The 22,398-nt window shown below is 68.2% G+C and carries 21 protein-coding genes; 9 read left to right on the plus strand and 12 right to left on the minus strand.

All coding sequences use genetic code 11. The annotated features are described in order from the left end of the window. Positions 1-4: 4 nt before the first annotated feature. From ACZ5R1_RS00575 to choX, 3 genes are read right to left on the minus strand one after another with little or no spacing between them, the layout of a single operon-like run. Positions 5-949 (minus strand): L-carnitine dehydrogenase, encoded by a 945-nt coding sequence (locus ACZ5R1_RS00575; protein WP_042135107.1) that lies wholly within the window; start codon positions 947-949, stop codon positions 5-7. After that, positions 946-1,833, minus strand: a complete 888-nt coding sequence (gene cdhC, locus ACZ5R1_RS00580; RefSeq protein ID WP_042135109.1) for a 3-dehydrocarnitine:acetyl-CoA trimethylamine transferase CdhC — start codon at positions 1,831-1,833, stop codon at positions 946-948. The genes ACZ5R1_RS00575 and cdhC overlap by 4 nt, the downstream gene beginning before the upstream one ends. 19 nt (positions 1,834-1,852) lie before the next feature. After that, positions 1,853-2,785: a choline ABC transporter substrate-binding protein gene (choX, locus tag ACZ5R1_RS00585; protein WP_027597309.1), complete on the minus strand. Its 933-nt coding sequence runs from the start codon at positions 2,783-2,785 to the stop codon at positions 1,853-1,855. Positions 2,786-2,940: 155 nt separating this feature from the next. Here choX and ACZ5R1_RS00590 point away from each other — a divergent pair, with 155 nt between their 5' ends. From ACZ5R1_RS00590 to etfB, 7 genes are all read left to right on the plus strand, one after another. Then, positions 2,941-3,927 carry a GlxA family transcriptional regulator gene (locus ACZ5R1_RS00590; protein WP_042135111.1) on the plus strand — a complete coding sequence of 329 codons (987 nt, stop codon included), beginning with the start codon at positions 2,941-2,943 and terminating at the stop codon, positions 3,925-3,927. Between the two features lie 131 nt (positions 3,928-4,058). Next, complete coding sequence (locus ACZ5R1_RS00595) at positions 4,059-5,036, plus strand: dipeptidase (protein WP_042135113.1); 978 nt, start codon at positions 4,059-4,061, stop codon at positions 5,034-5,036. A gap of 188 nt (positions 5,037-5,224) precedes the next feature. Then, a complete protein-coding gene (locus ACZ5R1_RS00600) occupies positions 5,225-5,755 on the plus strand; it encodes a DUF5943 domain-containing protein (RefSeq protein WP_027597311.1) in 531 nt (176 codons plus the stop codon). Between the two features lie 105 nt (positions 5,756-5,860). Continuing rightward, positions 5,861-7,921 carry a dimethylglycine demethylation protein DgcA gene (gene dgcA, locus ACZ5R1_RS00605; RefSeq protein WP_027597312.1) on the plus strand — a complete coding sequence of 687 codons (2,061 nt, stop codon included), beginning with the start codon at positions 5,861-5,863 and terminating at the stop codon, positions 7,919-7,921. Between the two features lie 183 nt (positions 7,922-8,104). Beyond that, entirely contained in the window at positions 8,105-10,096 is a 1,992-nt protein-coding gene (gene dgcB / locus ACZ5R1_RS00610) for a dimethylglycine demethylation protein DgcB (protein WP_042135115.1), read from the plus strand. 175 nt (positions 10,097-10,271) lie between these two features. Then, on the plus strand, positions 10,272-11,507 hold the full coding sequence (gene etfA, locus ACZ5R1_RS00615; RefSeq protein ID WP_027600579.1) for an electron transfer flavoprotein subunit alpha: 1,236 nt from the start codon (positions 10,272-10,274) through the stop codon (positions 11,505-11,507). Continuing rightward, entirely contained in the window at positions 11,497-12,297 is an 801-nt protein-coding gene (etfB, locus tag ACZ5R1_RS00620) for an electron transfer flavoprotein subunit beta (protein ID WP_042135119.1), read from the plus strand. Before etfA ends, etfB begins: the two co-directional genes overlap by 11 nt. A 569-nt stretch (positions 12,298-12,866) precedes the next feature. Here the strand turns inward: etfB and polA are convergent. Next, entirely contained in the window at positions 12,867-15,614 is a 2,748-nt protein-coding gene (gene polA, locus ACZ5R1_RS00625; protein WP_042135122.1) for a DNA polymerase I, read from the minus strand. A 111-nt stretch (positions 15,615-15,725) separates the two neighbouring features. Here polA and ACZ5R1_RS00630 point away from each other — a divergent pair, with 111 nt between their 5' ends. Both ACZ5R1_RS00630 and ACZ5R1_RS00635 read left to right on the plus strand, forming a co-directional pair. After that, on the plus strand, positions 15,726-16,016 hold the full coding sequence (locus tag ACZ5R1_RS00630) for a DUF2782 domain-containing protein (RefSeq protein WP_027597317.1): 291 nt from the start codon (positions 15,726-15,728) through the stop codon (positions 16,014-16,016). A 62-nt stretch (positions 16,017-16,078) separates the two neighbouring features. Beyond that, positions 16,079-17,032 carry a homoserine kinase gene (locus tag ACZ5R1_RS00635; RefSeq protein ID WP_027597318.1) on the plus strand — a complete coding sequence of 318 codons (954 nt, stop codon included), beginning with the start codon at positions 16,079-16,081 and terminating at the stop codon, positions 17,030-17,032. Positions 17,033-17,064: 32 nt separating this feature from the next. Here the strand turns inward: ACZ5R1_RS00635 and ACZ5R1_RS00640 are convergent, their stop codons facing one another. From ACZ5R1_RS00640 to ACZ5R1_RS00675, 8 genes are all read right to left on the minus strand, one after another. After that, on the minus strand, positions 17,065-17,397 hold the full coding sequence (locus ACZ5R1_RS00640) for a hypothetical protein (RefSeq protein ID WP_042135124.1): 333 nt from the start codon (positions 17,395-17,397) through the stop codon (positions 17,065-17,067). Continuing rightward, positions 17,394-18,314 (minus strand): hypothetical protein, encoded by a 921-nt coding sequence (locus ACZ5R1_RS00645; RefSeq protein ID WP_255211812.1) that lies wholly within the window; start codon positions 18,312-18,314, stop codon positions 17,394-17,396. The genes ACZ5R1_RS00640 and ACZ5R1_RS00645 overlap by 4 nt, the downstream gene beginning before the upstream one ends. 23 nt (positions 18,315-18,337) lie before the next feature. Next, positions 18,338-18,784, minus strand: coding sequence for a curli fiber surface-exposed nucleator CsgB (locus tag ACZ5R1_RS00650; protein ID WP_042135128.1), 447 nt, complete (start codon positions 18,782-18,784; stop codon positions 18,338-18,340). A 108-nt stretch (positions 18,785-18,892) separates the two neighbouring features. Continuing rightward, a complete protein-coding gene (locus ACZ5R1_RS00655; RefSeq protein ID WP_017641598.1) occupies positions 18,893-19,732 on the minus strand; it encodes a CsgG/HfaB family protein in 840 nt (279 codons plus the stop codon). 15 nt (positions 19,733-19,747) lie between these two features. After that, on the minus strand, positions 19,748-20,155 hold the full coding sequence (locus tag ACZ5R1_RS00660; RefSeq protein ID WP_042135131.1) for a curli assembly protein CsgF: 408 nt from the start codon (positions 20,153-20,155) through the stop codon (positions 19,748-19,750). Further along, positions 20,152-20,535 carry a curli production assembly/transport protein CsgE gene (gene csgE, locus ACZ5R1_RS00665; RefSeq protein WP_027597323.1) on the minus strand — a complete coding sequence of 128 codons (384 nt, stop codon included), beginning with the start codon at positions 20,533-20,535 and terminating at the stop codon, positions 20,152-20,154. The genes ACZ5R1_RS00660 and csgE overlap by 4 nt, the downstream gene beginning before the upstream one ends. Then, positions 20,532-21,152, minus strand: a complete 621-nt coding sequence (locus ACZ5R1_RS00670; RefSeq protein ID WP_223855396.1) for a helix-turn-helix transcriptional regulator — start codon at positions 21,150-21,152, stop codon at positions 20,532-20,534. The genes csgE and ACZ5R1_RS00670 overlap by 4 nt, the downstream gene beginning before the upstream one ends. 227 nt (positions 21,153-21,379) lie before the next feature. Next, a complete protein-coding gene (locus tag ACZ5R1_RS00675) occupies positions 21,380-22,390 on the minus strand; it encodes an SIS domain-containing protein (protein WP_042135443.1) in 1,011 nt (336 codons plus the stop codon). Between the last annotated feature and the right edge of the window lie 8 nt (positions 22,391-22,398).

Raw genomic sequence — 22,398 nt, forward strand, 5'->3', positions numbered from 1 at the left:
TCTCCTAGTCCCGAATCCCGTGGCGTGTCTTGCAGTCGGCGATGGCCGCCTGCACCGCCAGCAGGCAGTCGTCGCGATAGCGCTCCAGCGCCGCCAGTTCCAGGTCGCCCTGCTGGGCCTGGGTGCCCTCGACCACGGCGTCGATCAGGCCGTCGGTCAGCTCCGGGGCTTCCAGGTAGGTCCAGGGCAGCTTCAGGGCCGGGCCGAATTGCTGCATGAAGTGGCGCATGCCCGCCGGGCCGCCGGCCAGGGTGTAGGTGAGGAAGGTGCCCATGAACGACCAGCGCAGGCCGGCGCCATAGCGGATGGCGTCGTCGATCTCGCCGGTGGTGGCGACGCCGTCGTTGACCAGGTGCAGCGCCTCGCGCCACAGGGCTTCGAGCAGGCGGTCGGCAATGAAGCCGGGCACCTCCTTGCGCACCCGCAGCGGCCGCATGCCCAGCTCGCGATAGAAGGCCTCGGCGCGCTCCAGGTTGGCCGTCGAGGTCTGGCTGCCACCCACCACCTCCACCAGCGGCAGCAGGTAGACGGGGTTGAAGGGATGGCCCACCAGGCAGCGCTCGGGGTGCTGGGCGTCGGCATAGAAGTCACTGGGCAGCAGCCCCGAGGTGCTGGAGCAGATCAGGGCGTCGGGCCGCGCCGCCCGGCTGACCCGGGCATGGAGGTCGCGCTTGAGCTCCAGGCGCTCGGGGGCGCTTTCCTGGATGACGTCGGCGCTGGCCACCGCGGCCTTCAGATCGGTATGGAAACTCAGGCGCTCCAGGCTGGCGCCGGGCGCCAGGCCCTGGGCCTCCAGCGCCGGCCAGGCATTGGCCAGGCGCGTGCGCAGGGCGGCCTCGGCGCCGGGTGCCGGGTCCCAGGCACGGACGTCCAGGCCCCGAGCCAGGGCCCGGGCGATCCAGCCGGCACCGATCACGCCGGTGCCGAGGGCGGCGAAGACGGCGCTCATCGGGCACCTCCCAGCTGCATGCGGTCCCGCCCTTCGGCCGGGCTCAGAGCGCGTCCGCCCAGCCGTTCGATGATCTGGATGACCCGCTCCACCAGGCTGCCGTTGGTGGCGTGGACGCCCCGGTCCAGCCAGAGATTGTCCTCCAGGCCGACGCGGACGTTGCCGCCCAGCAGCATGGCCTGGGCGGCCATGGGCATCTGCATCCGGCCGATGCCGAAGCCGGCCCAGCAGGCGCCCGCCGGCAGGTTGTCGACCATGGCCTTCATGGTGGTGGTGTCGGCCGGGGCGCCCCAGGGAATGCCCAGGCACAGCTGGAACAGCGGATCCTTCAGCAGGCCCTCCTTGAGCAACTGCTTGGCGAACCAGAGGTGGCCGGTGTCGAAGATCTCCAGCTCGGCCTTCACCCCCAGTTCGGTGATGCGCCTGGCCCCGGCGCGCAGTTGCGCGGGGGTGGAGACATAGATGAAGTCGCCGTCGCCGAAGTTGAGGGTGCCGCAATCCAGGGTGCAGATGTCCGGACGCAATTCCTCGACGTGCAGCAGGCGGGTGAGGGGGCCGACCAGGTCCGAGCCGGGGCCGAAGTCGGTGGGCGTCTCGCCCGGGCCGATCTCCAGGTCGCCGCCCATGCCGGCGGTGAGGTTGATGACGATCTCGGTGTCCGCCTCGCGGATGCGCTCAACCACCTCGCGATAGAGCGCCACGTCGCGACTCGGCTTGCCGGTGGCGGGATCGCGCACATGGGCGTGCACCACGGTGGCGCCGGCGCGGGCCGCCTCCAGGGCGGCGGCGGCGATCTGCGCCGGGGTAACGGGGACATGGGGATTGCGGCCTACGGTATCACCGGCGCCGGTCAGGGCGCAGGTGACGATGACATCGGTGTTCATGGGGTCTGTCCTTGGGCGATCAGAGCTTGAGAGCGGCGGGCTGGCCGGTACGGGTGGTCACGCCCTGGAGAAAGGCGTCGAGACGTTGCGGGTTGTCCTTGAGCCAGGCGCGGGCGGCGTCCTTGGGCGCGGTGCGCTCCAGGATGGGCGCCATCACGGCACTGACCTCGGCACTGTCCATGTGCAGATTGCTGAGCAGGCGCTGGACGTTGGCGCAGCGCTGCGGATAGTCGGCGGTGGTCACCACCGAGACCGTGGCCTGGCCTTCGTTGGGGCCGAAGACGTCTTCGCTGCCGGTCAGGTAGCGCATCTTGATCTGCAGGTTCATCGGATGCGGCTTCCAGCCAAAGAAGACGATCCACTCCTTGCGCTTCTCGGCGCGGCGCACGGCGGTGAGCATGCCCGCCTCGCTGGACTCCACCAGCTGGAAGTCCTTGAGGCCGAAACGGTCGGTCTTGATCATCTCGGCGGTGCCGCGGTTGGCGCCGCTGCCCGGCTCGATGCCGTAGATCTTGCCGCCGAGCTTGTCCTTGAAGCGGGCGATGTCGGCAAAGGTCTTCAGGCCCCCCTCGTAGACGTACTCGGGCACCGCATAGGTGGACTGGGCATCGGCCAGCAGCGGCGGAGTGATTACCTTGACCTGCCCCTTGTCGACGAAGGGCTGCACCACCGGCTGCATGGTCGGTTGCCAGTAGCCGAGGAACACATCGAGATTCTTGTCGCCCATGGCCGCCATGATGATCTGCTGGGAGGCGGTGGTCGGCTTCACGCCGTAGCCGAGGCCTTCGAGCATGACCTCGGCCAGGGCGCTGGTGGCGACCACGTCGGTCCAGCCGACGATGCCCATCCGTACCGTCTGGCAGCTGTCGGGATCGGCGGCGCGGGCGCTGCCAAGGGTGGCGGCCAGCAGGCCGCAGGCGAGGAGGGTGGCACTGAGGGTCTTGTTGGGCATGACGAACTCCCTGGGGCGGCGGGCGGGGATGACTGCCGGTTGCCTTCTACCCTAGGCGCCTCGCCCCGCCGCCATGTGCAGCCCGACGACCGGAATTTGCACCCTGGCGACCTTCTTGCTTGCCCAAGCCAACCGTTACCGAGGACGCCCCACCCATGCCGCAGTCCTTTGCCTTTCTCCTGCTGCCCGGCTTTTCCGCCCTGGGCTTCATCGCCACCCTGGAACCCCTGCGGGTGGCCAACCGCTTTCGCCCGGGCAGCTACCGCTGGCGCATCCTCGGTCGCGAGGGCGCGGCGGTGACCGCCAGCAACGGCATGTCGGTCAATGTCGACAGTGGCCTCGATGCCCTGGAAGCGGGCACCACCCTGTTCGTGGTGGCCGGTTTCGAGCCCCTGGCCCATTACGACGACGGCCTCGCCAGCTGGCTGCGCCAGGTCGCCCGCCACGGCCATCCCCTGGGCGGGATCGACACGGGTGCCCTGGTGCTGGCGCGTGCCGGGCTGCTGGACGGCCATAGGATCACCCTGCACTGGGAGGCGGTGGCGGCCTTTCGCGAAGCCTGGCCGCAGCTCGAGGTGACCGGCGAGCTGTTCGAGATCGACCGCGGCCGCATCACCTGCGCCGGCGGCACGGCCAGCCTCGACCTGCTGCTGGAACTGATCGGCCGCAGCCACGGCAGCGAACTGGCGGTGCAGGTCTCCGAGCAATTCGTGCTCGGGCGCATTCGCCCGCCGCGCGAGCACCAGCGGCTGCAGGTGGCGCAGCGCTACGGTATCGCCAATCGCAAGCTGATCCGCGTGGTGGAGCGCATGGAGCGCCACACCGAGACGCCCCTGGGCACCCTGGAACTGGCCGCCGGCATCCAGGTGACCCGCCGCCAGCTGGAGCGGCTGTTCCGCCTCCACCTGCAGACGACCCCCTCCACCTTCTATCTGCAGTTGCGCCTGGACCGGGCCCGCCAGCTGCTGCAGCAGGGGGAGGCCAGCGTGCTGGACGTCGCCCTGGCCTGCGGCTTCGAGTCCGCGTCCTATTTCTCCCGCTGCTACCGCCAGCGCTTCGGCCTGAGTCCGCGGGAAGACCGACCGCACCGGTCGTCGGCGCCGGAGCTTGCGGCGGCGGCTGCCGGCCTGCCGCCGGGGTAGGCCGACCCGCTCACTGACGCTTCTGGTGATACCCCTGTCGTTTTTGCATCCGGTCGGCCAGGACCCCGGGGCTATGCTGGCCTCGAATCGCCGGCACCCGTTCCGGCGCGAGACCAACGCCGGAGCCCGTCATGAATGCCACCGAACTCCACGCCGACAGCATCGTCATCGACGGGCTGATCATCGCCAAGTGGAACCGCGAACTCTTCGAAGACATGCGCAAGGGTGGCCTGACCGCCGCCAACTGCACCGTCTCGGTATGGGAGGGCTTCCAGGCCACGGTCAACAACATCGCCGCGAGCCAGAAGCTGATCCGCGAGTGCAGCGACCTGGTGGTCCAGGTGCGCACCACCGCCGAGATCCGCCAGGCCAAGGCCCAGGGCAAGACCGGCATCCTGTTCGGCTTCCAGAACGCCCATGCCTTCGAAGACCAGATCGGCTACGTCGAGATCTTCAAGCAGCTCGGCGTGGGCATCGTGCAGATGTGCTACAACACCCAGAACCTGGTGGGCACCGGCTGCTACGAGCGTGACGGCGGCCTGTCCGGCTTCGGTCGCGAGATCGTCGCCGAGATGAACCGCGTCGGCATCATGTGCGACCTCTCCCACGTCGGCTCCAAGACCAGCGAGGAAGTCATCCTCGAATCCAAGAGGCCGGTCTGCTACTCCCACTGCCTGCCGTCCGGCCTGAAGGAGCATCCGCGCAACAAGTCGGACGCGGAACTCAAGTTCATCGCCGACCACGGCGGCTTCGTCGGCGTGACCATGTTCGCCCCCTTCCTGGCCAAGGGCATCGACTCGACCATCGACGACTACGCCGAGGCCATCGAGTACGTGATGAACCTGGTGGGTGAAGACTCCATCGGCATCGGTACCGACTTCACCCAGGGCCACGGCCATGACTTCTTCGAGTGGCTGACCCATGACAAGGGCTACGCCCGTCGCCTGACCAACTTCGGCAAGATCGTCAACCCGCTGGGCATCCGCACCGTGGGCGAATTCCCCAACCTGACCGAGACCCTGCTCAAGCGCGGCATGCCCGAGCGCACCGTGCGCAAGGTCATGGGCGAGAACTGGATGCGCATCCTCGGCGAAGTCTGGGGCGAGTAGTGAATACCTCTGGAGCCTACTGCGCACACCGCTAGCGGCGTCGCGTCCTCGCGCCAGGTTCGCCGTACCTCGGTACTGCTCTCACCTGGCGCTGCGGGACTCCTTGCCAGCGGCGCGCTCGCTACGGCTCCACAGGCATTCACCCACACCTTTTTTTAGATACGTATTAGCGAATCGGAGCTCCACACATGGCCAGCCACGCCCCCGAAATGCCCATCCAGGTCGACGACGAAACCGGCGTCTGGACCACCGACGCCTTGCCGATGCTGTACGTACCCCGGCACTTCTTCGTCAACAACCACATGGGTATCGAAGAAGTCCTGGGCGCCGACAAATACGCCGAGATCCTCTACAAGGCCGGCTACAAGTCCGCCTGGCACTGGTGCGAGAAGGAAGCCGAGTGCCATGGCATCCACGGCGCCGCGGTGTTCGAGCACTACATGAAGCGCCTGTCGCAGCGCGGCTGGGGCCTGTTCGAGACCCAGAAGCTGGACCTGGACACCGGCCATGCCGAGGTCAAGCTCAAGCACTCCGCCTTCGTCTACGTCTACGGCAAGGTCAATCGCAAGGTCGACTACATGTTCACCGGCTGGTTCTCCGGCGCCATCGACCAGATCCTGGCCGCCAAGGGCAGTGCCATCCGCACCGTCACCGTCCAGGAATACAGCGGTTCCGAAGAAGGCCATGACGACGGCCTGTTCGTCACCCGGCCGAAGTAACGTCCCGCCCCCGGGTGGCCGCCGACCCGCTCGCCGCCACCCCAGCGACACCCCAGAGCAAGAGCGCGGCTCAAGACCGCGCACCAGCCGATCGAGGAGAAGGTCATGGCCTTCGAAGCAATGTTCCAGCCGATCCAGATCGGCAAGCTCACCATCCGCAACCGCGTACTCTCCACGGCCCACGCCGAGGTCTATGCCACCGATGGCGGCATGACCACCGAGCGCTACGTCAAGTATTACGAAGAGAAGGCCAAGGGCGGCATCGGCCTGGCCATCTGCGGGGGTTCCTCGGTGGTCGCCATCGACAGCCCGCAGCACTGGTGGAGTTCGGTCAACCTGTCCACCGACCGCATCATTCCGCACTTCCAGAATCTGGCCGACGCCATGCACAAGCACGGCGCCAAGATCATGATCCAGATCACCCACATGGGGCGCCGTTCGCGCTGGGACGGCGGCCACTGGCCGACACTGATGTCGCCGTCGGGCATCCGCGAGCCCGTACACCGCGCCACCTGCAAGACCATCGAGCCGGAAGAGATCTGGCGGGTGATCGGCAACTTCGCCCAGGCCGCCCGCCGGGCCAAGGCCGGCGGCCTGGACGGCGTCGAGCTGTCCGCCGTGCACCAGCACATGATCGACCAGTTCTGGTCGCCGCGGGTCAACAAGCGTACCGACGAATGGGGCGGCAGCTTCGAGAACCGCATGAGATTCGGCATGGAGGTGCTCAAGGCCGTGCGTGCCGAGGTCGGTGACGACTTCTGCGTCGGCATGCGCATCACCGGCGACGAATTCCACCCGGACGGTCTGTCCCACGACGACATGAAGCAGATCGCCAAGTACTACAGCGACACCGGCATGCTCGACTTCATCGGCGTGGTCGGCTCGGGGTGCGACACCCACAACACCCTGGCCAACGTCATCCCCAACATGACCTATCCGCCGGAGCCCTTCCTGCACCTGGCCGCGGGCATCAAGGAAGTGGTCAACGTACCGGTGCTGCACGCCCAGAACATCAAGGATCCGAACCAGGCCACCCGTATCCTGGAGGGCGGCTACGTCGACATGGTCGGCATGACCCGCGCCCACATCGCCGATCCGCACCTGATCACCAAGATCAAGATGGGGCAGATCGACCAGATCCGTCAGTGCGTCGGCGCCAACTACTGCATCGACCGCCAGTACAACGGCCTGGACGTGCTGTGCATCCAGAACGCCGCCACCAGCCGCGAATACATGGGCCTGCCGCACATCATCGAGAAGTCCACCGGGCCCAAGCGCAAGGTGGTCATCGTCGGCGGCGGCCCGGCCGGCATGGAGGCCGCGCGCGTCTCGGCCGAGCGCGGCCACGACGTCACCCTGTTCGAGAAGCAGGAGCAACTCGGCGGCCAGATCACCCTGGCCTCTCGCGCTCCGCAGCGCGACCAGATCGCCGGCATCACCCGCTGGTACCAGCTGGAACTGGCGCGCCTGGGCATCGACCTGCGCCTGGGCACCGCCGCCGATCCGGCGACCATCCTCGACCTGCGCCCGGACATCGTCATCCTGGCCAACGGCGGCCATCCCTTCCTGGAACAGGTCGATCACTGGCACGCCGCCGACGGCCTGGTCGTCAGCAGCTGGGACATCCTCTCGGGCAAGGTCGAACCGGGCAAGAACGTGCTGGTGTACGACACCATCTGCGAATTCACCGGCATGTCGGTGGCCGACTACCTGGCCGACAAGGGCGCCCAGGTCGAGATCGTCACCGACGACATCAAGCCGGGCGTGGCCATCGGCGGGACCACCTTCCCGACCTACTACCGCAGCCTCTATCCCAAGGAAGTGATCATGACCGGCGACCTGATGCTGGAAAAGGTCTACGCCGAGGGCGACAAGAAGGTCGCGGTGCTGGAGAACGAATACACCGGCGCCCGCGAAGAGCGCGTGGTCGACCAGATCGTCATCGAGAACGGCGTGCGCCCGGACGAGGGGCTCTACTACGCCCTCAAGGAAGACTCGCGCAACAAGGGCCAGATGGACATCGAGGCGCTGTTCGCCATCGAGCCGCAGCCGGCGCTGGGCGAGACCGGCAACGGTTACCTGCTCTACCGGATCGGCGACTGCGTGGCCCAGCGCAACACCCACGCCGCCATCTACGACGCCCTGCGCCTGTGCAAGGACTTCTAAGACACGCCCCGTGAGGGTTCGCAACGTCCGGTCGGCACGGACAGCCTCCTCTCCCTGAGGGAGAGGGCGGGGGTGAGGGGCCCAGCTGACGCCTTGGCGTCAAAGCGGGCTCTCCATCTCGGCTTTCTCCCCAGGGAGAGGAGGTGATCCGCCGCCACCCGAGGTCCCGTAGGGAGACCCGCAATGCTCAGTACCATCCTCCCCATCCTGCTCTTCGCCGCCCTGGCCCTCACCGTGATCGGTGCCGTGCGCCGCTTCAGCCTCTGGCGACAGGGGCGTCCGGCCGAGGTCGACTGGCTGGGCGGGCTGCTGAAGATGCCGCGGCGCTACCTGGTGGATCTGCACCACGTGGTCGACCGCGACAAGTACATCTCCAAGACCCACGTGGCCACCGCCGGCGGCTTCGTCCTGGCGGCGCTCTTGGCCATCCTGGTGCATGGCTTCGGCCTGCACAGCCGCATCCTCGGCTGGGCGCTGCTGGCGGCCACCGCCTGCATGTTCACCGGCGCCCTGTTCGTCGCCAGGCGCCGCCGCAATCCGCCGGCGCGGCTGTCCAAGGGCCCCTGGATGCGCCTGCCCAAGAGTCTGCTGGCCTTTGCCGCGAGCTTCTTCATCGCCACCCTGCCGGTCGCCGGCATCCTGCCGCCGGACTTCGGCGGCTGGCTGTTGGCCGCGGTGCTGGCGGTGGGCGTGGCCTGGGGCGTGTCCGAACTGTTCCTCGGCATGACCTGGGGCGGTCCCATCAAGCACGCCTTCGCCGGTGCCCTGCACCTGGCCTGGCACCGTCGCGCCGAGCGCTTCAGCACCCCGCACAACGCCAGCGCCGCCCGCTCCAGCGGTCTCAAGGCGCTGGACCTGCACGATCCCAAGGCGCCGCTGGGGGTGGAAAAACCCGCCGACTTCACCTGGAACCAGCTGCTCGGCTTCGACGCCTGCGTCCAGTGCGGTCGCTGCGAAGCCATGTGCCCGGCCTTCGCCGCCGGCCAGCCGCTCAATCCCAAGAAGCTGATCCAGGACATGGTCGTCGGCCTCAAGGGCGGCAGCGATGCCCGCTACTTCGGCTCGCCCTATCCCGGCAAGCCGGTCGGCGAGCACGCCGGCGGTCCGCACCTGCCGATCGTGGCGCGCCAGGGCAAGGCCCTGGTGGATGCCGAGACCCTCTGGTCCTGCACCACCTGCCGCGCCTGCGTCGAGGAATGCCCGATGATGATCGAGCACGTCGATGCCATCGTCGACATGCGCCGGCACCTGACCCTGGAACGCGGCGAGACGCCGAACAAGGGCGCCGAGGTGCTGGAAAACCTCATCGCCACCGACAACCCCGGCGGCTTCGCCCCCGGTGGCCGCCTGAACTGGGCCGCCGACCTGGACCTGCCGCTGATGAAGGACAAGGGCCAGGCCGAGGTGCTGTTCTGGGTCGGCGACGGTGCCTTCGACATGCGCAACCAGCGCACCTTGCGCGCCTTCGTCAAGGTGCTCAAGGCGGCCAAGGTGGACTTCGCCGTGCTCGGCCTGGAAGAGCGCGACAGTGGTGACGTGGCCCGTCGCCTGGGTGACGAGGCGACCTTCCAGCAACTGGCCAGACGCAACATCGAGACCCTGGGCAAGTATCGCTTCCAGACCATCGTCTCCTGCGATCCGCACAGCTTCCATCTGCTCAAGAACGAATACGGCGCCCTGGGCGGCAACTACCAGGTGCAGCACCACAGCACCTTCATCGAGACCCTGCTCAGCCGCGGCACCCTGCACCTCGGACAGCACGCCCTGGCCGAGCAGGGCGCCACCATCACCTATCACGATCCCTGCTATCTGGGCCGCTACAACGGCGAGTACGAGGCGCCGCGCGCGGTGCTCAAGGCGCTGGGCATCGCGGTCAAGGAGATGGAGCGTTCCGGCTTCCGTTCGCGCTGCTGCGGCGGTGGCGGTGGCGCCCCCATCACAGACATCCCCGGCAAGCAGCGGATCCCCGACATGCGCATGGCCGACATCAAGGAAACCGGCGCCGAGCTGGTGGCCGTGGGTTGCCCCCAGTGCACCCTGATGCTGGAAGGCGTGGTCGCCCCGCGTCCGGAGATCAAGGACATCGCCGAACTGGTGGCCGAGGCCATCGTCGAGGCGCCGGTGGACAGCAAGCCTGCGGCTGCGCGGCGGCCGGTGGCGGAGGCGCTGTCGTGAGTGGGTTTGGTAGCCCCCTCACCCTGGCCCTCTCCCCGAGGGGAGAGGGGATGGCCAGGTGTGCCAGACACGTCCCGGTGTTCACCGCTTTTACCCCCTCTCCCCTCAGGGGAGAGGGCTGGGGTGAGGGGCCCACCGCGCACCTCACCGGCCATTTCCAAACGGAGCGCCCAGCATGAGCATCATCCGTCGCGATCCGCGCCGCGAGTGGATCGCGCGCAACCGTCTGCATCCGCTGCACGCCAGTATCGCCAGCAGCGCCGAGGCCGAAGTCCGCTGGATGGGCCCCAATGGCCTGGTCCGCAAGAATCCCCATGCCGCGGCGGCCGGTTTCGTCGGCCCCCAGGGCGTCAAGCGGATCGATCGCAGCGGCGCCCAGCAGGGCGGCGGCCGCCGTGGCGCCGCCCAGGCGGTGGAAGAACAGCTGCCGCTGCACCGCATCGCCGAGCCGGCCTTCCACATCGCCGTGGTTCCGGACCTGGTCAGCGGTCGCCTGACCGCCCATGACCGCGACCTGCTGGGCCTGGCTCGGCAACTGGCCGGCGCCGAGGGCGCCGTGCTGGCGGTGGTCTTCGGCGAGGTCAAGGAAACCGCCTTCGATACCGCCGGCGTGGATCGCCTGCTGCATCTGGACGGCGAGCAATTCCAGGGCTATGCCCCCGAGCAGCGGGTGCTGGCGCTGCGCGCGGTAGACAATGAACTGCAGCCGCGTCACTGGCTGCTGCCCGACAGCCGCAGCGGTGGCGGCGAACTGGGTCGGCGCCTGGGCGCGGCCCTGCACGAGCGCCCTGCGACCCGCGTCTGGCAGGTCAAGGACGGTCTGGCCACCGGCCGCGCCGGTGCCGGTCGCCAGGATCTGCAGCAGCCGCTGCCGCGCCTGGTGCTGGCCCTGCCGGAGTGCGCGGAGCCGGTCGGCGAGACCCGTCACGAGGTCCTGCCGGTCACCCTCGGCGGCAACATCGCCCGCCACCTGCCGCGCATTGAGGACCTCGGCCCGGTCGCCGTGGACCCTATGCAGATTCCCCTGGGCGAGGCCGAATTCATCCTCTCCGGCGGCAACGGCATCCGCGACTGGGATCTGTTCCACAGCACCGCCGCCATCCTCGGTGCCACCGAAGGCGCCTCGCGGGTGGCGGTGGACGACGGCCACATGCCGCGCAATCGTCAGGTAGGTGCGACCGGGACCTGGGTCACCGCGCGGGTCTATCTGGCCGTGGGTATCTCCGGCGCCGTGCAGCATCTGCAGGGCATCGCCAGTTGCGACAAGGTCATCGCCATCAATACCAATCCGGGTTGCGACATGGTCAAGCGCGCCGATCTTTCGGTGATCGGCAATGGTGACGCCATCCTGGCCGCCCTGGCGCGGCTGGTCGAACAACAGCGGGCAGGGGAGTTGCAGGATGTCGCCTGAGCAGAAGCTGCCGTCGCTGGACGGCGTCAAGGTCGTGGCCCTGGTCTCCGTCGGCGCCCACCCCACCTCCGGGCGGGCCCGGCGGGCGGAGCAGGATGCCCGCGCCGTCGAACTGGGCCTGCGCCTAGTGGGTGACAAGCTGCGCGTGCTGCACGCCGGTGATCCCGCCGAAGAGGCCTTGCGCGGCTATCTGGGCATGGGCGTGCCGGCCCTGCACGTACTGGAACAACCGCCAGGCGCCGATGCCCTGCCAGCCCTCGGCGATACCCTGCGCGACGTTGGCGCCGGCTTGGTGCTGACCGGCAGCCAGGCGGAAACCGGCGAGGGCTCGGGCCTGCTGCCCTATCTGCTGGCCGAGACCCTTGGCTGGCCGCTGGTGGTCGGCCTCGCCGCGGTGGAAGTCGTGGAAGGTGGCCAGGCGACCGTACTCCAGGCCCTGCCGCGTGGTCAGCGCCGTCGGCTGCGGGTACGGCTGCCCTTCGTCGCCAGCGTCGACAGCGCCGCCCCGGCGCCGCGGCAAAGCGCCTTTGGCCCGGCCCGGCGGGGCGAGTTGCAGGTGGAGACCACCGAGATCGTGCAGGACAGTCTGTTCGACAGCGGCGAATTGCAGCCCGCCAAGGCCCGCCCCAAGCGCCTCAAGGTGATCAAGGCCAAGACCGCCGCCGACCGCTTCAAGGCCGCCACGGCCAAGGCTTCCGGCGACGGCGGCCAGGTCCTCAAGGACCTGACCCCGGAAGCGGCCGCGGCCGCCATCTTCAAGGTATTGCGCGAGGAAGGCGTGGTGCGCTGAGGCTTTACCCCCTCTCCCCCTGGGAGAGGGCCGGGGTGAGGGCCCCCTTGGCACCCGAGTTTCAAGTGGAAAAGGCTGCGCCGTTTTCCACGCTACGGTGCCACGGAGCCGAAGCCACGCTCCAAACCACCCCCTCTCCCTCCGGGAGAGGGCTGGGGTGAGGGAAGCCCCGGCACCCAAGCCTCAAGTGGAAAAGGCTACGCCGTTTTCCACGCTACGGTGCCACGGTGTCGAAGCCACGCTCCAAACCGCCCCCTCTCCTCTTGGGAGAGGGCTGGGGTGAGGGCGCCCTTGGCACCTGAGTCTCAGGTGGAAAAGGCTGCGCCGTTTTCCACGCTACGGTGCCACGGTGTCGAAGCCATACTCCAAACCGCTCCCTCTCCCCCTGGGAGAGGGCTGGGGTGAGGGGAGGCGGCACCCAGGCCTCAGATGGACATGGCTGTTCCGTTTCCAAGCTACGGTGTCTGAATCGCGGCCATGGGCCGCTCCTACAGTGAGATCTAAACCTGTAGGAGCGGCCGCATTGGCGGACCGCCATGGCCGCGATCAAACCCAGTCAGGCGTACAGATCAGTGCGCCTCATCCCAATTGCCACCCACCCCCGACTCCACCAGCAGCGGTACGTCCAGCTCGCCGGCGCCGCTCATCAGCGGCAGCAGGCCTTCGCGCAGCAGCTCCACCTGGTCTTCGCGGACCTCCAGCACCAGTTCGTCGTGTACCTGCAGGATCACCCGGGCATCCAGCTCGGGGGTCGATTGCAGCCAGCTGTCCACGGCGATCATGGCGCGCTTGATGATGTCCGCCGCGGTGCCCTGCATGGGCGCGTTGATCGCCGCCCGCTCGGCCGCGCGACGCAGGCCCTGGTTCTTGGAGTGGATGTCCGGCAGGTACAGCCGGCGGCCATAGAGGGTCTCCACGTAGCCCTGGTCTACCACCTGGGCGCGGGTGCGCTCCATGTAGGCCAGCACGCCCGGATAGCGCTGGAAATAGCGATCGATATAGGCCTGGGCCTCGGCGCGGCCGACGCCGATCTGCTTGGCAAGGCCAAAGGCGCTCATGCCGTAGATCAGGCCGAAGTTGATGGCCTTGGCGCGGCGACGGTCCTCGTTGCTGACCTCTTCCAGGGGCACGCCCATCACCTCGGCGGCGGTGGCGCGGTGCACGTCCAGATCGTTCTGGAAGGCGTGCAGCAGGCCTTCGTCCTGGGCCAGGTGGGCCATGATGCGCAATTCGATCTGCGAATAGTCCGCCGCCAGTAGGCGATAGCCTTTGGGTGCGACGAAGGCCTGGCGGATGCGCCGGCCCTCGGCAGTGCGGATCGGAATGTTCTGCAGATTCGGGTCGCTGGACGACAGCCGCCCGGTAGCCGTCACCGCCTGGTGGTAGCTGGTGTGGATGCGCCCAGTGCGCGGATTGATCTGCTGCGGCAGCTTGTCGGTGTAGGTGCTCTTGAGCTTGCTCATCTGCCGGTACTGCATCAGCACCTTGGGCAGCGGGAAGTCCTGGTCGGCCAGTTCCTGCAGCACCGCCTCGGCGGTGGAGGGCTGGCCGGAAGCGGTCTTGCTGACCACCGGCAGACCCAGCTTGACGAAGAGGATCTCGCCCAGCTGCTTGGGCGAACCCAGGTTGAATTCCTGGCCGGCCAGCTCATAGGCCTCCTTTTCCAGGGCGATCATCTTCTCGCCCAGCTCGCGGCTCTGCACCCCGAGCAGCGCCGAATCCACCAGGGCGCCGTTGCGCTCGATGCGCGCCAGCGCCGGCACCAGCGGCATCTCGATGTCGCGCAGCACCGCGGCCAGGCCCGGCACGGCCTCCAGCCTGGGCCAGAGGGTCTCATGCAGGCGCAGGGTGACGTCGGCATCCTCGGCGGCATAGGGCCCGGCCTGCTCGATGGCGATCTGGTCGAAGGTCAGCTGCTTGGCGCCCTTGCCGGCGATGTCCTCGAAACGGATGGTGCTGTGGCCCAGGTACTTGAGCGCCAGGCTGTCCATGTCGTGACGGGTGCCGGTGGCGTCCAGCACATAGGATTCGAGCATGGTGTCGAAGGCGATGCCCTGGATCGTGATGCCGTAGCGGGTCAGCACATTGAGGTCGTACTTGCCGTGCTGCATGACCTTGAGCTTGGCCGGGTCTTCCAGCAGCGGCTTGAGCGCCGCCAATACCGGCTCCAGACCGAGCTGGGTCGGCGCGCCCATGTAACTGTGGGCCAGGGGCACATAGGCAGCCTGGCCCGTCGCCACGGCAAAGGACAGGCCCACCAGCTCGGCGCGCTGGGCATCGATGCTGGTGGTCTCGGTGTCGAAGGCGAAGCAGTCGGCGGCTTGCAGGCGCGCTAGCCAGGCGTCGAAGTCGGCCTGCTCCAGCACGGTGTCGTAATGGGTTTCCACCTGGGTGGTGGCGGCATCCTCGGCCAGCGGCAGGGGCGCGCCCTGGCGCTTGGTGTCGCGGATCAGCTCATCCAGCCAGGACTTGAATTCCAGCTCCTGGTAGAGCGCCATCAGGGCTTCCACATGGGGCTCGCCGACCTTGAGTTCCTCGAAGGTGAGGTCCAGCGGCACGTCCAGCTTGATGGTCGCCAGCTGATAGGACAGATAGGCCTGCTCGCGATGCTGGTCCAGCTTGGCGGCCAGCGACTTGGCGCCGCGCAGGGGCAGGGCGGCCACCGCGTCGAGGTTGGCGTAGAGGGTATCCAGGCCACCGCCGATGCCATTGAGCAGGCCGGCGGCGGTCTTCTCGCCCACCCCGGGCACCCCGGGGATGTTGTCGATCTTGTCGCCCATCAGCGCCAGGTAGTCGATGATCAGCTCCGGACCCACGCCGAACTTGGTCCTGACCCCTTCCACGTCCAGCACGCTGCCGCTCATGGTGTTGACCAGGGTGACATAGGGGCAGACCAGCTGGGCCATGTCCTTGTCGCCGGTGGAGATCACCACCGGGCGCTCGGCGCTGGCGCAGTGGCGGGCGAGGGTGCCGATGACGTCGTCGGCTTCCACCCCTTCGACGGCCAGCAGCGGCAGGCCCAGGGCGCGGATGCAGGCGTGCAGCGGCTCGACCTGGCCGCGCAGGTCGTCGGGCATGGCCGGTCGCTGGGCCTTGTAGTCGGCGAAGAGTTCGTCGCGGAAGGTCGGGCCCTTGGCGTCGAAGACCACCGCGAAGAGGCTGTCCGGATACTGGCGGCGCAGCGAGAGCAGCATGTTGAGCACGCCCTTCACCGCGCCGGTCGGCTTGCCGGTGGAGGTCATCAGCGGCGGCAGGGCGTGGAAGGCGCGATAGAGATAGGAGGAACCGTCCACCAGGACGAGAGGGGCGTGGCTCATGGTCTAGACCTTTGTCGTGGCGTGTGCGGCGTCTGTCCGGCCAGTCTCGACGACTGCAAGGCCGGGTTCTAGAATCGACCACTCGCTCCGTTCAAAAGGTCAAAGGTTACCATGGGTGCTCGTCGCTTCCTCTTCGCCGCGTTGCTGCTGGCGCCGCTGGTCCAGGCCGCGGAACCGCTGCCACCGGGCGAAAAGCCCCTGCCTGACGAGATCAAGGTGATCCGCTATCAGGCCGGCGACCAGACCATCGAGGAGACGCGCATCCGCGGCGTGCTGCAGTCCACCCGGGTCATCCCCAAGCATGGCGCGCCCTACGAACTGGTGCCCGCCGATGGCAGCAGCACCGCCGCCAACGACAAGCCGACCCTGCACGTCCCCAGCTGGCGCCTGTTCAGCTGGTAGGCGCAAGGCGCCTGGACCGGTAAACTGCGCGCCGCTCGCACATTCCTCCGCCAGGCCCCGTCATGTCCGTTTTCACGCCCCTCGATCGTCCCACCCTCGAAGCCTTTCTCGCGCCCTATGGCCTGGGCCGGCTGCGGGATTTCCGGGGCATCGCCGAGGGCTCGGAAAACACCAACTACTTCATCAGCCTGGAAGGCGGCGAATTCGTCCTGACCCTGGTGGAGCGCGGCCCGGTGGCGGAGATGCCGTTCTTCATCGAACTGCTCGACGTCCTCCACGACGCCGACCTGCCGGTGCCCTATGCGGTGCGCACCCAGGATGGCCAGGCCCTGCGCGAACTGGCCGGCAAGCCGGCGCTGCTGCAACCGCGCCTGGCCGGTCGCCACGAGCGTGCACCCAATCCCCATCACTGCAGCGAAGTCGGCCACCTGCTGGGCCATCTGCACCGGGCTACTGCGGGTGAAAAACGCATCGAACGCGCCAGTGATCGCGGCCTGGCCTGGATGCTGGCCGAAGGCGAGCGCCTGGCGCCGACCCTGGACGCGACCGCCCGGCCATTGCTGGAGCGCACCCTGGCGGAGATCCGCGAGTTGCTGAGCGAGCAGCCGCCGCTGCCCGAGGCCAATCTGCACGGCGACCTGTTCCGCGACAACGTGATGTTCGACGGCCCCCGGCTGTCGGGCGTCATCGACTTCTACAACGCCAGTTCCGGCTGGATGCTCTATGACCTCGCCATCACGGTGAACGACTGGTGCTCCACCGAGAGCGGCGCGCTGGACCTGCCACGCGCCCGGGCGCTGCTGGCAGCCTATGCCGCCGACCGCCACTTCACGCCGCGCGAAGCCGAGTTGTGGCCGGTGCTGCTGCGGGTCGCCTGCGTACGCTTCTGGCTGTCACGCCTGATCGCCGCTCAGGCCTTTGCCGGTCAGGACGTGCTGATCCATGATCCGGCCGAATTCCAGCAGCGCCTGGCGGCGCGGCAGCAGACCCCGCTGGAATTGCCGCTGACCCTGTAGCCCAGGGTTCCACGTGAAACCTCTGTGCCGAGCTACAGCTGCAGGCGTCGCTCGATGGCGGGCTGCGCCTGGCCCTGCCGCTGCCAACTCAGCCTGGCCTTGATCAGGCTGCCTGGCGCCGCGCCCAGGCGCGTGATCACCGGGCAGCCGTCACCCCTGGCCTCGCCGGCCTGGCGCGTGCGGGCGACGCCCCCCGGGCCGTGCAATTCGACGATGAGTTCGTAGCGCAGGGGCGTGTCTTCGTCGGCGAAGCACAGCTCCACCTGAGCGCCCGCCGGTTGCGGCTGCAGCTCCAGGCGGGCGCTGGCCGCGGCGCCGCCCGCCAGGGGCAGGAGGGCCGCGATTAGCCAGGCGACGGGTTTCACCGCTGGTTGATGGTGGCGCTGTTGCCGAAGCCGCTCTGCGAGATCTGCGCGCTGTCGTTGAAGCCGTTGAAGTTGGCCGAGGTCTGCAGGATGCTCGCGCGGTTGCTGTCGCCGACCTGGCTGACGCTGGCCGTGCTGATGGCACTGGTAACGTCGAGACGCGCTTCGTTGCCGTTGCCGGTCTGGACGATGCTGGTCTGGTTGCTGTCGCCCTGGACGGTGACGCTGGCCAGGTTGTCGTCGCCGGTGGAGCTGCCGCTGAAGCGATTGCCGCGACCGGCCTGGTTGACGTTCAGGGTGTTGCGATTGCCGTCCTGGGTAAAGCTCAGTTCGTTGAACTTGCCGGAGGAGAGCACCGTGGCGACGTTGGCCTGGCCGCGCTGGGTCAGCTCCACGGTGTCGACCGAGTAGCCCTGCTGGGTCAGGTCGATGCGGTTGTCGGTACCGGTCTGACTGAGGGTGGCCGTCACGGCATCGCCGCTCTGGTCGACGCGGACCTGGTTGTTGTCGCCATTCTGCTCCAGGGTTAGCTGGGCGCTGGAGGCCGACTGGACCAGGGCGCCGCTGTTGCTGCCTACGGAGGTGATGCTGGCCTGGTTGCCGAAGCCGTCCTGGGCCAGGGTATGGACGTTGCTGCCGCCTTCCTGGCGCAGGTTCGCCACGTTGCCCTGGGCGTAGCCGTAGACATCGCCGCCCTGGGTGATGGTGGCGCTGCTGGCGCCGGTCTGGACCACGCTGATCGTGTTGCCTTCGCCCTGCAGCTGATAGAGCGACGCGCTGTTGCCGGGGCCGCTCTGGTCCAGGGTGATGGTGCCGCTGTTGCCATCCTGCTGGACGGTGGCGGTGCTGTTCTGGGCGAAGGCGTTGGCCGCCACGAGGGCCAGCGTCAGGGCGGCCAGGGGCCTGAGTAGAAACATCTGTCTGATCTCCATGAGTGCCATCAGCGGTACTGACGTACCACCGTGTTCTGGTTGCTTCCGTACTGGACGATGCGGCTGGACAGGCCCGAGCCGTGCTGTTCGATGCGGGCGTTGCCCTGGACGCCGAGTTGCAGGATGTCGGCCTGGTTGCCGCTGCCGACCTGCTCGATGCGCGCCACGTTGCCGTAGCCGCCCTGGAGGATGACCGCGCTCAGTTCCGTGCCATCCTGCAGGATGCGGGCTTCCTGGGCGGCGCCGCTCTGGGCGATCTGGGCGCGCAGCGCGGTGCCACGCTGGTCGATGAGCGCCTGGTTGCCTACGCCGACCTGGCGGATGGCGGCTTCGCGCCCGGCTGCGGGCGCCTGCCCCAGGTCGTCGGTCTCCATGAGATCGGCGGCCGACGCCAGGGCGTCCAGGCCGAGTACCAGGGCAAGGACCACGATCAGGCCGCGGGTTGGGCTGCGCATCTCTGTCACCATCACTGCCTTGGATTCTCCGCCTGGCATTGTCCGGAGCCGCCTGGCCCATCGCTATCGCTCCAGGGAGCGAATCCCGCGGGGCTGGCGGCTTAATCCCTAGCGCCGGGTCGGCTCCAGGTACTTGGTCAGCGCCGGATCCCGCGGATCGCGACCGTCGGCCACCAGCCACAGCCGCCGCTCCACGCCCTGGGCGACCAGATGGGCGACCGCCGCCTCGATGGCCGAGAGCACGCACAGCTGCGCCGGCTCGTTGGTGGTGTAGCCGGACTCGGCTTCGAGCAGCTTCTTGAATTCGATGAACTTGAAGACCCCGGCCTGGCGGCCGATGGAATAGATGGTCTTGGAGGTCATGACATTGGCCAGCACCCGACCGCTGCGGGTGTCGATGGCGCGCAGATTGACCGTCACCTGATCCACCCGGTATTCCTCGGACAGGCCGATGCCCAGGTAGCGCGCCCCTTCGCCGCCGCTGCGCACGTTGGTGTCGTAGGCCACCACGCCACCTTCCAGCAGCAGGTTGGCCGCCTGCAGCGAGGGCAGCGCCTGCTGCAGATTCTCCGGCAGGTCCGGCTTGTTCTGGGTGGCACGGATGATCTTGCGCTCGGTCAGCAGGTTCTGCAGGCCCTCGCGTTCGAGCACCACGAACCAGCCGCTGGCCTGCAGGGCGTCCACCAGCATGCTGCCGGCGCCCTGGGTGACGGCGGTGGAAAAGGAGCTGGCCGGATTGGGCTTGTATTGCCCGGTCTGGTCGCGGAAGCCGTAGACGGCGGCCACCAGCGGACCTTTGGGCGGCGGCAGCGCCAGCAGGTCGTAGTAGGTGGAGGCACGCGGCGTCAGGGTCGGCGCGGCGTTCTGTTCGGCGGGCATGGGATCGCGCACGCAGCCGGTCAGGACGAGGGCGGCGGTCAGGGCCGCCGCCAGGGAAAAGGCGTTCATGGCAGGCATCCGTGCTCAGGGTTGGTTGAAGCCGTTGACGGAGATTTCCGAAATCTCCCCGGTACCGCGATCGGTGATCTGCACGGTCAGGTTGCCGGAGTCGTCGACGATGTTGACGATGAACTGGTCGGTGGAGAGGGTGCCCGAGTTGCCGTCCTTGATGTCGGTCAGCACCTGGGACAGCAGCCGCGATTCCAGCTGGCTGGTGAAACGCTCGAGGGGCGACTGGCTGCTGGCGCTGCTGCGCAGGTCGGGATCCTTGTGGCGATCCTGGGCGGTGGCGTTGTTCAGCAGGTAGGTGCCGTTGAGCGGATTGCCGCCAAAGGACGGATTCACCGGCGTATAGACCAGTTCGGTCGCCATGGCCGGGGCGACGCACAGGGTGCAGAGCAGGGGCAGGGCCTTCCAGGCGTGCGCGTTCATAACTCGTCCTTTTCCATGTCGAAAGTGTCCTGCAGCAGATTTTCCAGGCGGCGTCGGGTGATGCCCTCGTGGACCTGGTCCGCCGCGGCGTAGGCGGCATCCTTGAGTTCGCTGTTGTTGGGCGGAATGAACTGGCGATAGAGCAGCCGCTGTTCGTACTCGACCCAGACCAGGCTGCCCCAGCGCGCCGAGGGCCGTTCGCGCACCACCAGGTTGAAATCCAGATCGGTGGTGTCGGTGAGGCGGTCGGCGAAATGGCGATAGAAGTCGTGGCCGAAGCGGGAGATGGTGTTGTCCACCAGCAGTCCCTGGATCAGCTCGCCCTCGGCCCGCAGCGGTCCGGCCAGCAGCAGGCCGAACAGCAGCCAGACCGCCTTCATCCCGGCAGGTCCTGCCCGGCATGAAAGCGCAGCGCCGCCTCGGCGCGATTGGCTGCGCCGGTCTTGCGCAGCAGGTTGTGCATGTGGCTCTTGACCGTGTGGGTGCTCAGGCACAGCGTCTCGCCGATGGCGGCGTTGGAGAGCCCGCGACCGACCAGCCGGAGGATCTCCCGCTCGCGGCGGGTGAGGCCGTCGGCGGCGATGCTCGGGCGTTCGCGGGAACGGCGCAGCAGGTGGGCCAGGATGGCGCGGGGCAGCCAGTCCTCGCCGGCCAGCAGGGCGCCCAGCCCCTGCAGCAGCTGGTCGCGACTGGCCTGGGGGGCGAACACGCCCTGGATGGCGGGAAAGCGTTCGACCCAGGGCAGCGCCTGTTCGACGCTGGCATTGAGAAAGGCCACCGTGACCGCCGGTGTCAGGCCTTCCAGCCAGCGCTCCAGCGCCGGCTCGGGCACGCTGCCGAGATCGACCAGTACCAGGCCGGCGTCGCCGGCTGCGTCCAGCTCGCGGGCGCAACTCAGCTCGATGCCGTGGCGTTCTTCCAGAAAGGGTTTGAGCAGTTCTGCCAGGAGGACGTTTCCTGTCGTCAGGCAGACCTTGCTCGCAGGTATCGCGCGCATGTCCATATGGGCTGTCTCATCATCCGTTGCGCGAACGCTGAGACAAATCGCCGGGAGCGACAAGAAAAAATTGACCGATTTCCAGCGACTTAACGGCTCTGTGGACCGCTTGGCAGATTACCCGTCGACCAGCCGGCGGCAGCTAGCTCCAAAGACTTAGCTCTCCGGATTGAGGCGCGAAAACAGGCGCGCCGGCTGCCGGAGCGCCTGGGCCGAGGATCGTCGCCTCAGCGGGTGAGGGTAACCTTGCGCAGGTGGCGCGGCTGGTCCGGGTCCTGGCCCCGGGCCTCGGCCAGCAAGGCGGCCATGCGATAGAAGCTCTGGATCGCCAACAGGCCGTCCAGGTCCGGATGGCCGGCGACGGAAAGGGGCAGGTCACGCTCGGCCACCTCGTCCGGTGCGGCCAGCAAGACCCGCGCGCCACGTCCGCGCAGGTCCCGCGCCAGGTGCAGCAGACCGGCCTGCTCGGGCCCGCGCAGGGCAAAGATCAGCAGCGGATAGCCGCGCTCCACCAGCGCCAGGGGGCCGTGCTGCAATTCCGCGCCGCTGAAGGCCTCGCCCTGCAGCGCCGAGGTCTCCTTGAGCTTGAGCGCGGCCTCCTGGGCGATGGCGAATCCCGGCCCGCGGCCGACCACCATGCAGCGCTCGGCATCGCGCAATACTGGCAGCGCCGGCGCCCAGCTCAGTTCGGCCGCGCGATCCAGCGCTTCGGGCAAGGCCGCGCCCGCCGCCAGCAGGGTCTCGTCCTGCTGCCAGTGGGCGATCAGCCGGGCTGCGGCGGCCAGGGTGGCGATAAAGCTCTTGGTAGCGGCGACGCTCTGTTCGGGGCCGGCCTGCACGCCGATGGCGTGGCGGCAGGCCAGGGCCAAGGGCGAATCGATCTCGTTGACCAGGGCGGCGGTGCGGGCGCCGTAGCGATCCAGGGCCGACAGCGTCTCGATCAGGTCGGGACTGCGCCCGGACTGGGAAAAGCCCAGGGCGAGCTGGCCTTCGACGCGCAGCGGCGCCTGGCGCAGGGTCACCAGCGAAGGCGGCAGCGACAGCACCGGTAGCCCCAGGTGGGCCATGGCCAGGTAGGCGAAATAGCTGGCCGCATGGTCCGAACTGCCGCGCGCCACGGTCAGCGCCAACTGCGGCGGGTGGGCCCTGAGGTCGTCGGCCAGCGCCGCCAGGGCCTGGTCGATGGTCGCCAGTTGGCGAGCGACCGCCGCGCCGCTGGCGGCGGCTTCTGCGAGCATGAGCGAGG

The organism is Pseudomonas sp. Pso3 (assembly GCF_055393275.1).

What these genes read in the sequence shown, in the direction of transcription:
- ACZ5R1_RS00575 (WP_042135107.1), bottom strand. Translation starts at nt 949, where the DNA reads ATGAGCGCCGTCTTCGCCGCCCTCGGCACCGGCGTGATCGGTGCCGGC.
- cdhC (WP_042135109.1), bottom strand. Translation starts at nt 1,833, where the DNA reads ATGAACACCGATGTCATCGTCACCTGCGCCCTGACCGGCGCCGGTGAT.
- choX (WP_027597309.1), bottom strand. Translation starts at nt 2,785, where the DNA reads ATGCCCAACAAGACCCTCAGTGCCACCCTCCTCGCCTGCGGCCTGCTG.
- ACZ5R1_RS00590 (WP_042135111.1), top strand. Translation starts at nt 2,941, where the DNA reads ATGCCGCAGTCCTTTGCCTTTCTCCTGCTGCCCGGCTTTTCCGCCCTG.
- ACZ5R1_RS00595 (WP_042135113.1), top strand. Translation starts at nt 4,059, where the DNA reads ATGAATGCCACCGAACTCCACGCCGACAGCATCGTCATCGACGGGCTG.
- ACZ5R1_RS00600 (WP_027597311.1), top strand. Translation starts at nt 5,225, where the DNA reads ATGGCCAGCCACGCCCCCGAAATGCCCATCCAGGTCGACGACGAAACC.
- dgcA (WP_027597312.1), top strand. Translation starts at nt 5,861, where the DNA reads ATGGCCTTCGAAGCAATGTTCCAGCCGATCCAGATCGGCAAGCTCACC.
- dgcB (WP_042135115.1), top strand. Translation starts at nt 8,105, where the DNA reads ATGCTCAGTACCATCCTCCCCATCCTGCTCTTCGCCGCCCTGGCCCTC.
- etfA (WP_027600579.1), top strand. Translation starts at nt 10,272, where the DNA reads ATGAGCATCATCCGTCGCGATCCGCGCCGCGAGTGGATCGCGCGCAAC.
- etfB (WP_042135119.1), top strand. Translation starts at nt 11,497, where the DNA reads ATGTCGCCTGAGCAGAAGCTGCCGTCGCTGGACGGCGTCAAGGTCGTG.
- polA (WP_042135122.1), bottom strand. Translation starts at nt 15,614, where the DNA reads ATGAGCCACGCCCCTCTCGTCCTGGTGGACGGTTCCTCCTATCTCTAT.
- ACZ5R1_RS00630 (WP_027597317.1), top strand. Translation starts at nt 15,726, where the DNA reads ATGGGTGCTCGTCGCTTCCTCTTCGCCGCGTTGCTGCTGGCGCCGCTG.
- ACZ5R1_RS00635 (WP_027597318.1), top strand. Translation starts at nt 16,079, where the DNA reads ATGTCCGTTTTCACGCCCCTCGATCGTCCCACCCTCGAAGCCTTTCTC.
- ACZ5R1_RS00645 (WP_255211812.1), bottom strand. Translation starts at nt 18,314, where the DNA reads ATGTTTCTACTCAGGCCCCTGGCCGCCCTGACGCTGGCCCTCGTGGCG.
- ACZ5R1_RS00650 (WP_042135128.1), bottom strand. Translation starts at nt 18,784, where the DNA reads ATGCGCAGCCCAACCCGCGGCCTGATCGTGGTCCTTGCCCTGGTACTC.
- ACZ5R1_RS00655 (WP_017641598.1), bottom strand. Translation starts at nt 19,732, where the DNA reads ATGAACGCCTTTTCCCTGGCGGCGGCCCTGACCGCCGCCCTCGTCCTG.
- ACZ5R1_RS00660 (WP_042135131.1), bottom strand. Translation starts at nt 20,155, where the DNA reads ATGAACGCGCACGCCTGGAAGGCCCTGCCCCTGCTCTGCACCCTGTGC.
- csgE (WP_027597323.1), bottom strand. Translation starts at nt 20,535, where the DNA reads ATGAAGGCGGTCTGGCTGCTGTTCGGCCTGCTGCTGGCCGGACCGCTG.
- ACZ5R1_RS00670 (WP_223855396.1), bottom strand. Translation starts at nt 21,152, where the DNA reads ATGCGCGCGATACCTGCGAGCAAGGTCTGCCTGACGACAGGAAACGTC.
- ACZ5R1_RS00675 (WP_042135443.1), bottom strand. Translation starts at nt 22,390, where the DNA reads ATGCTCGCAGAAGCCGCCGCCAGCGGCGCGGCGGTCGCTCGCCAACTG.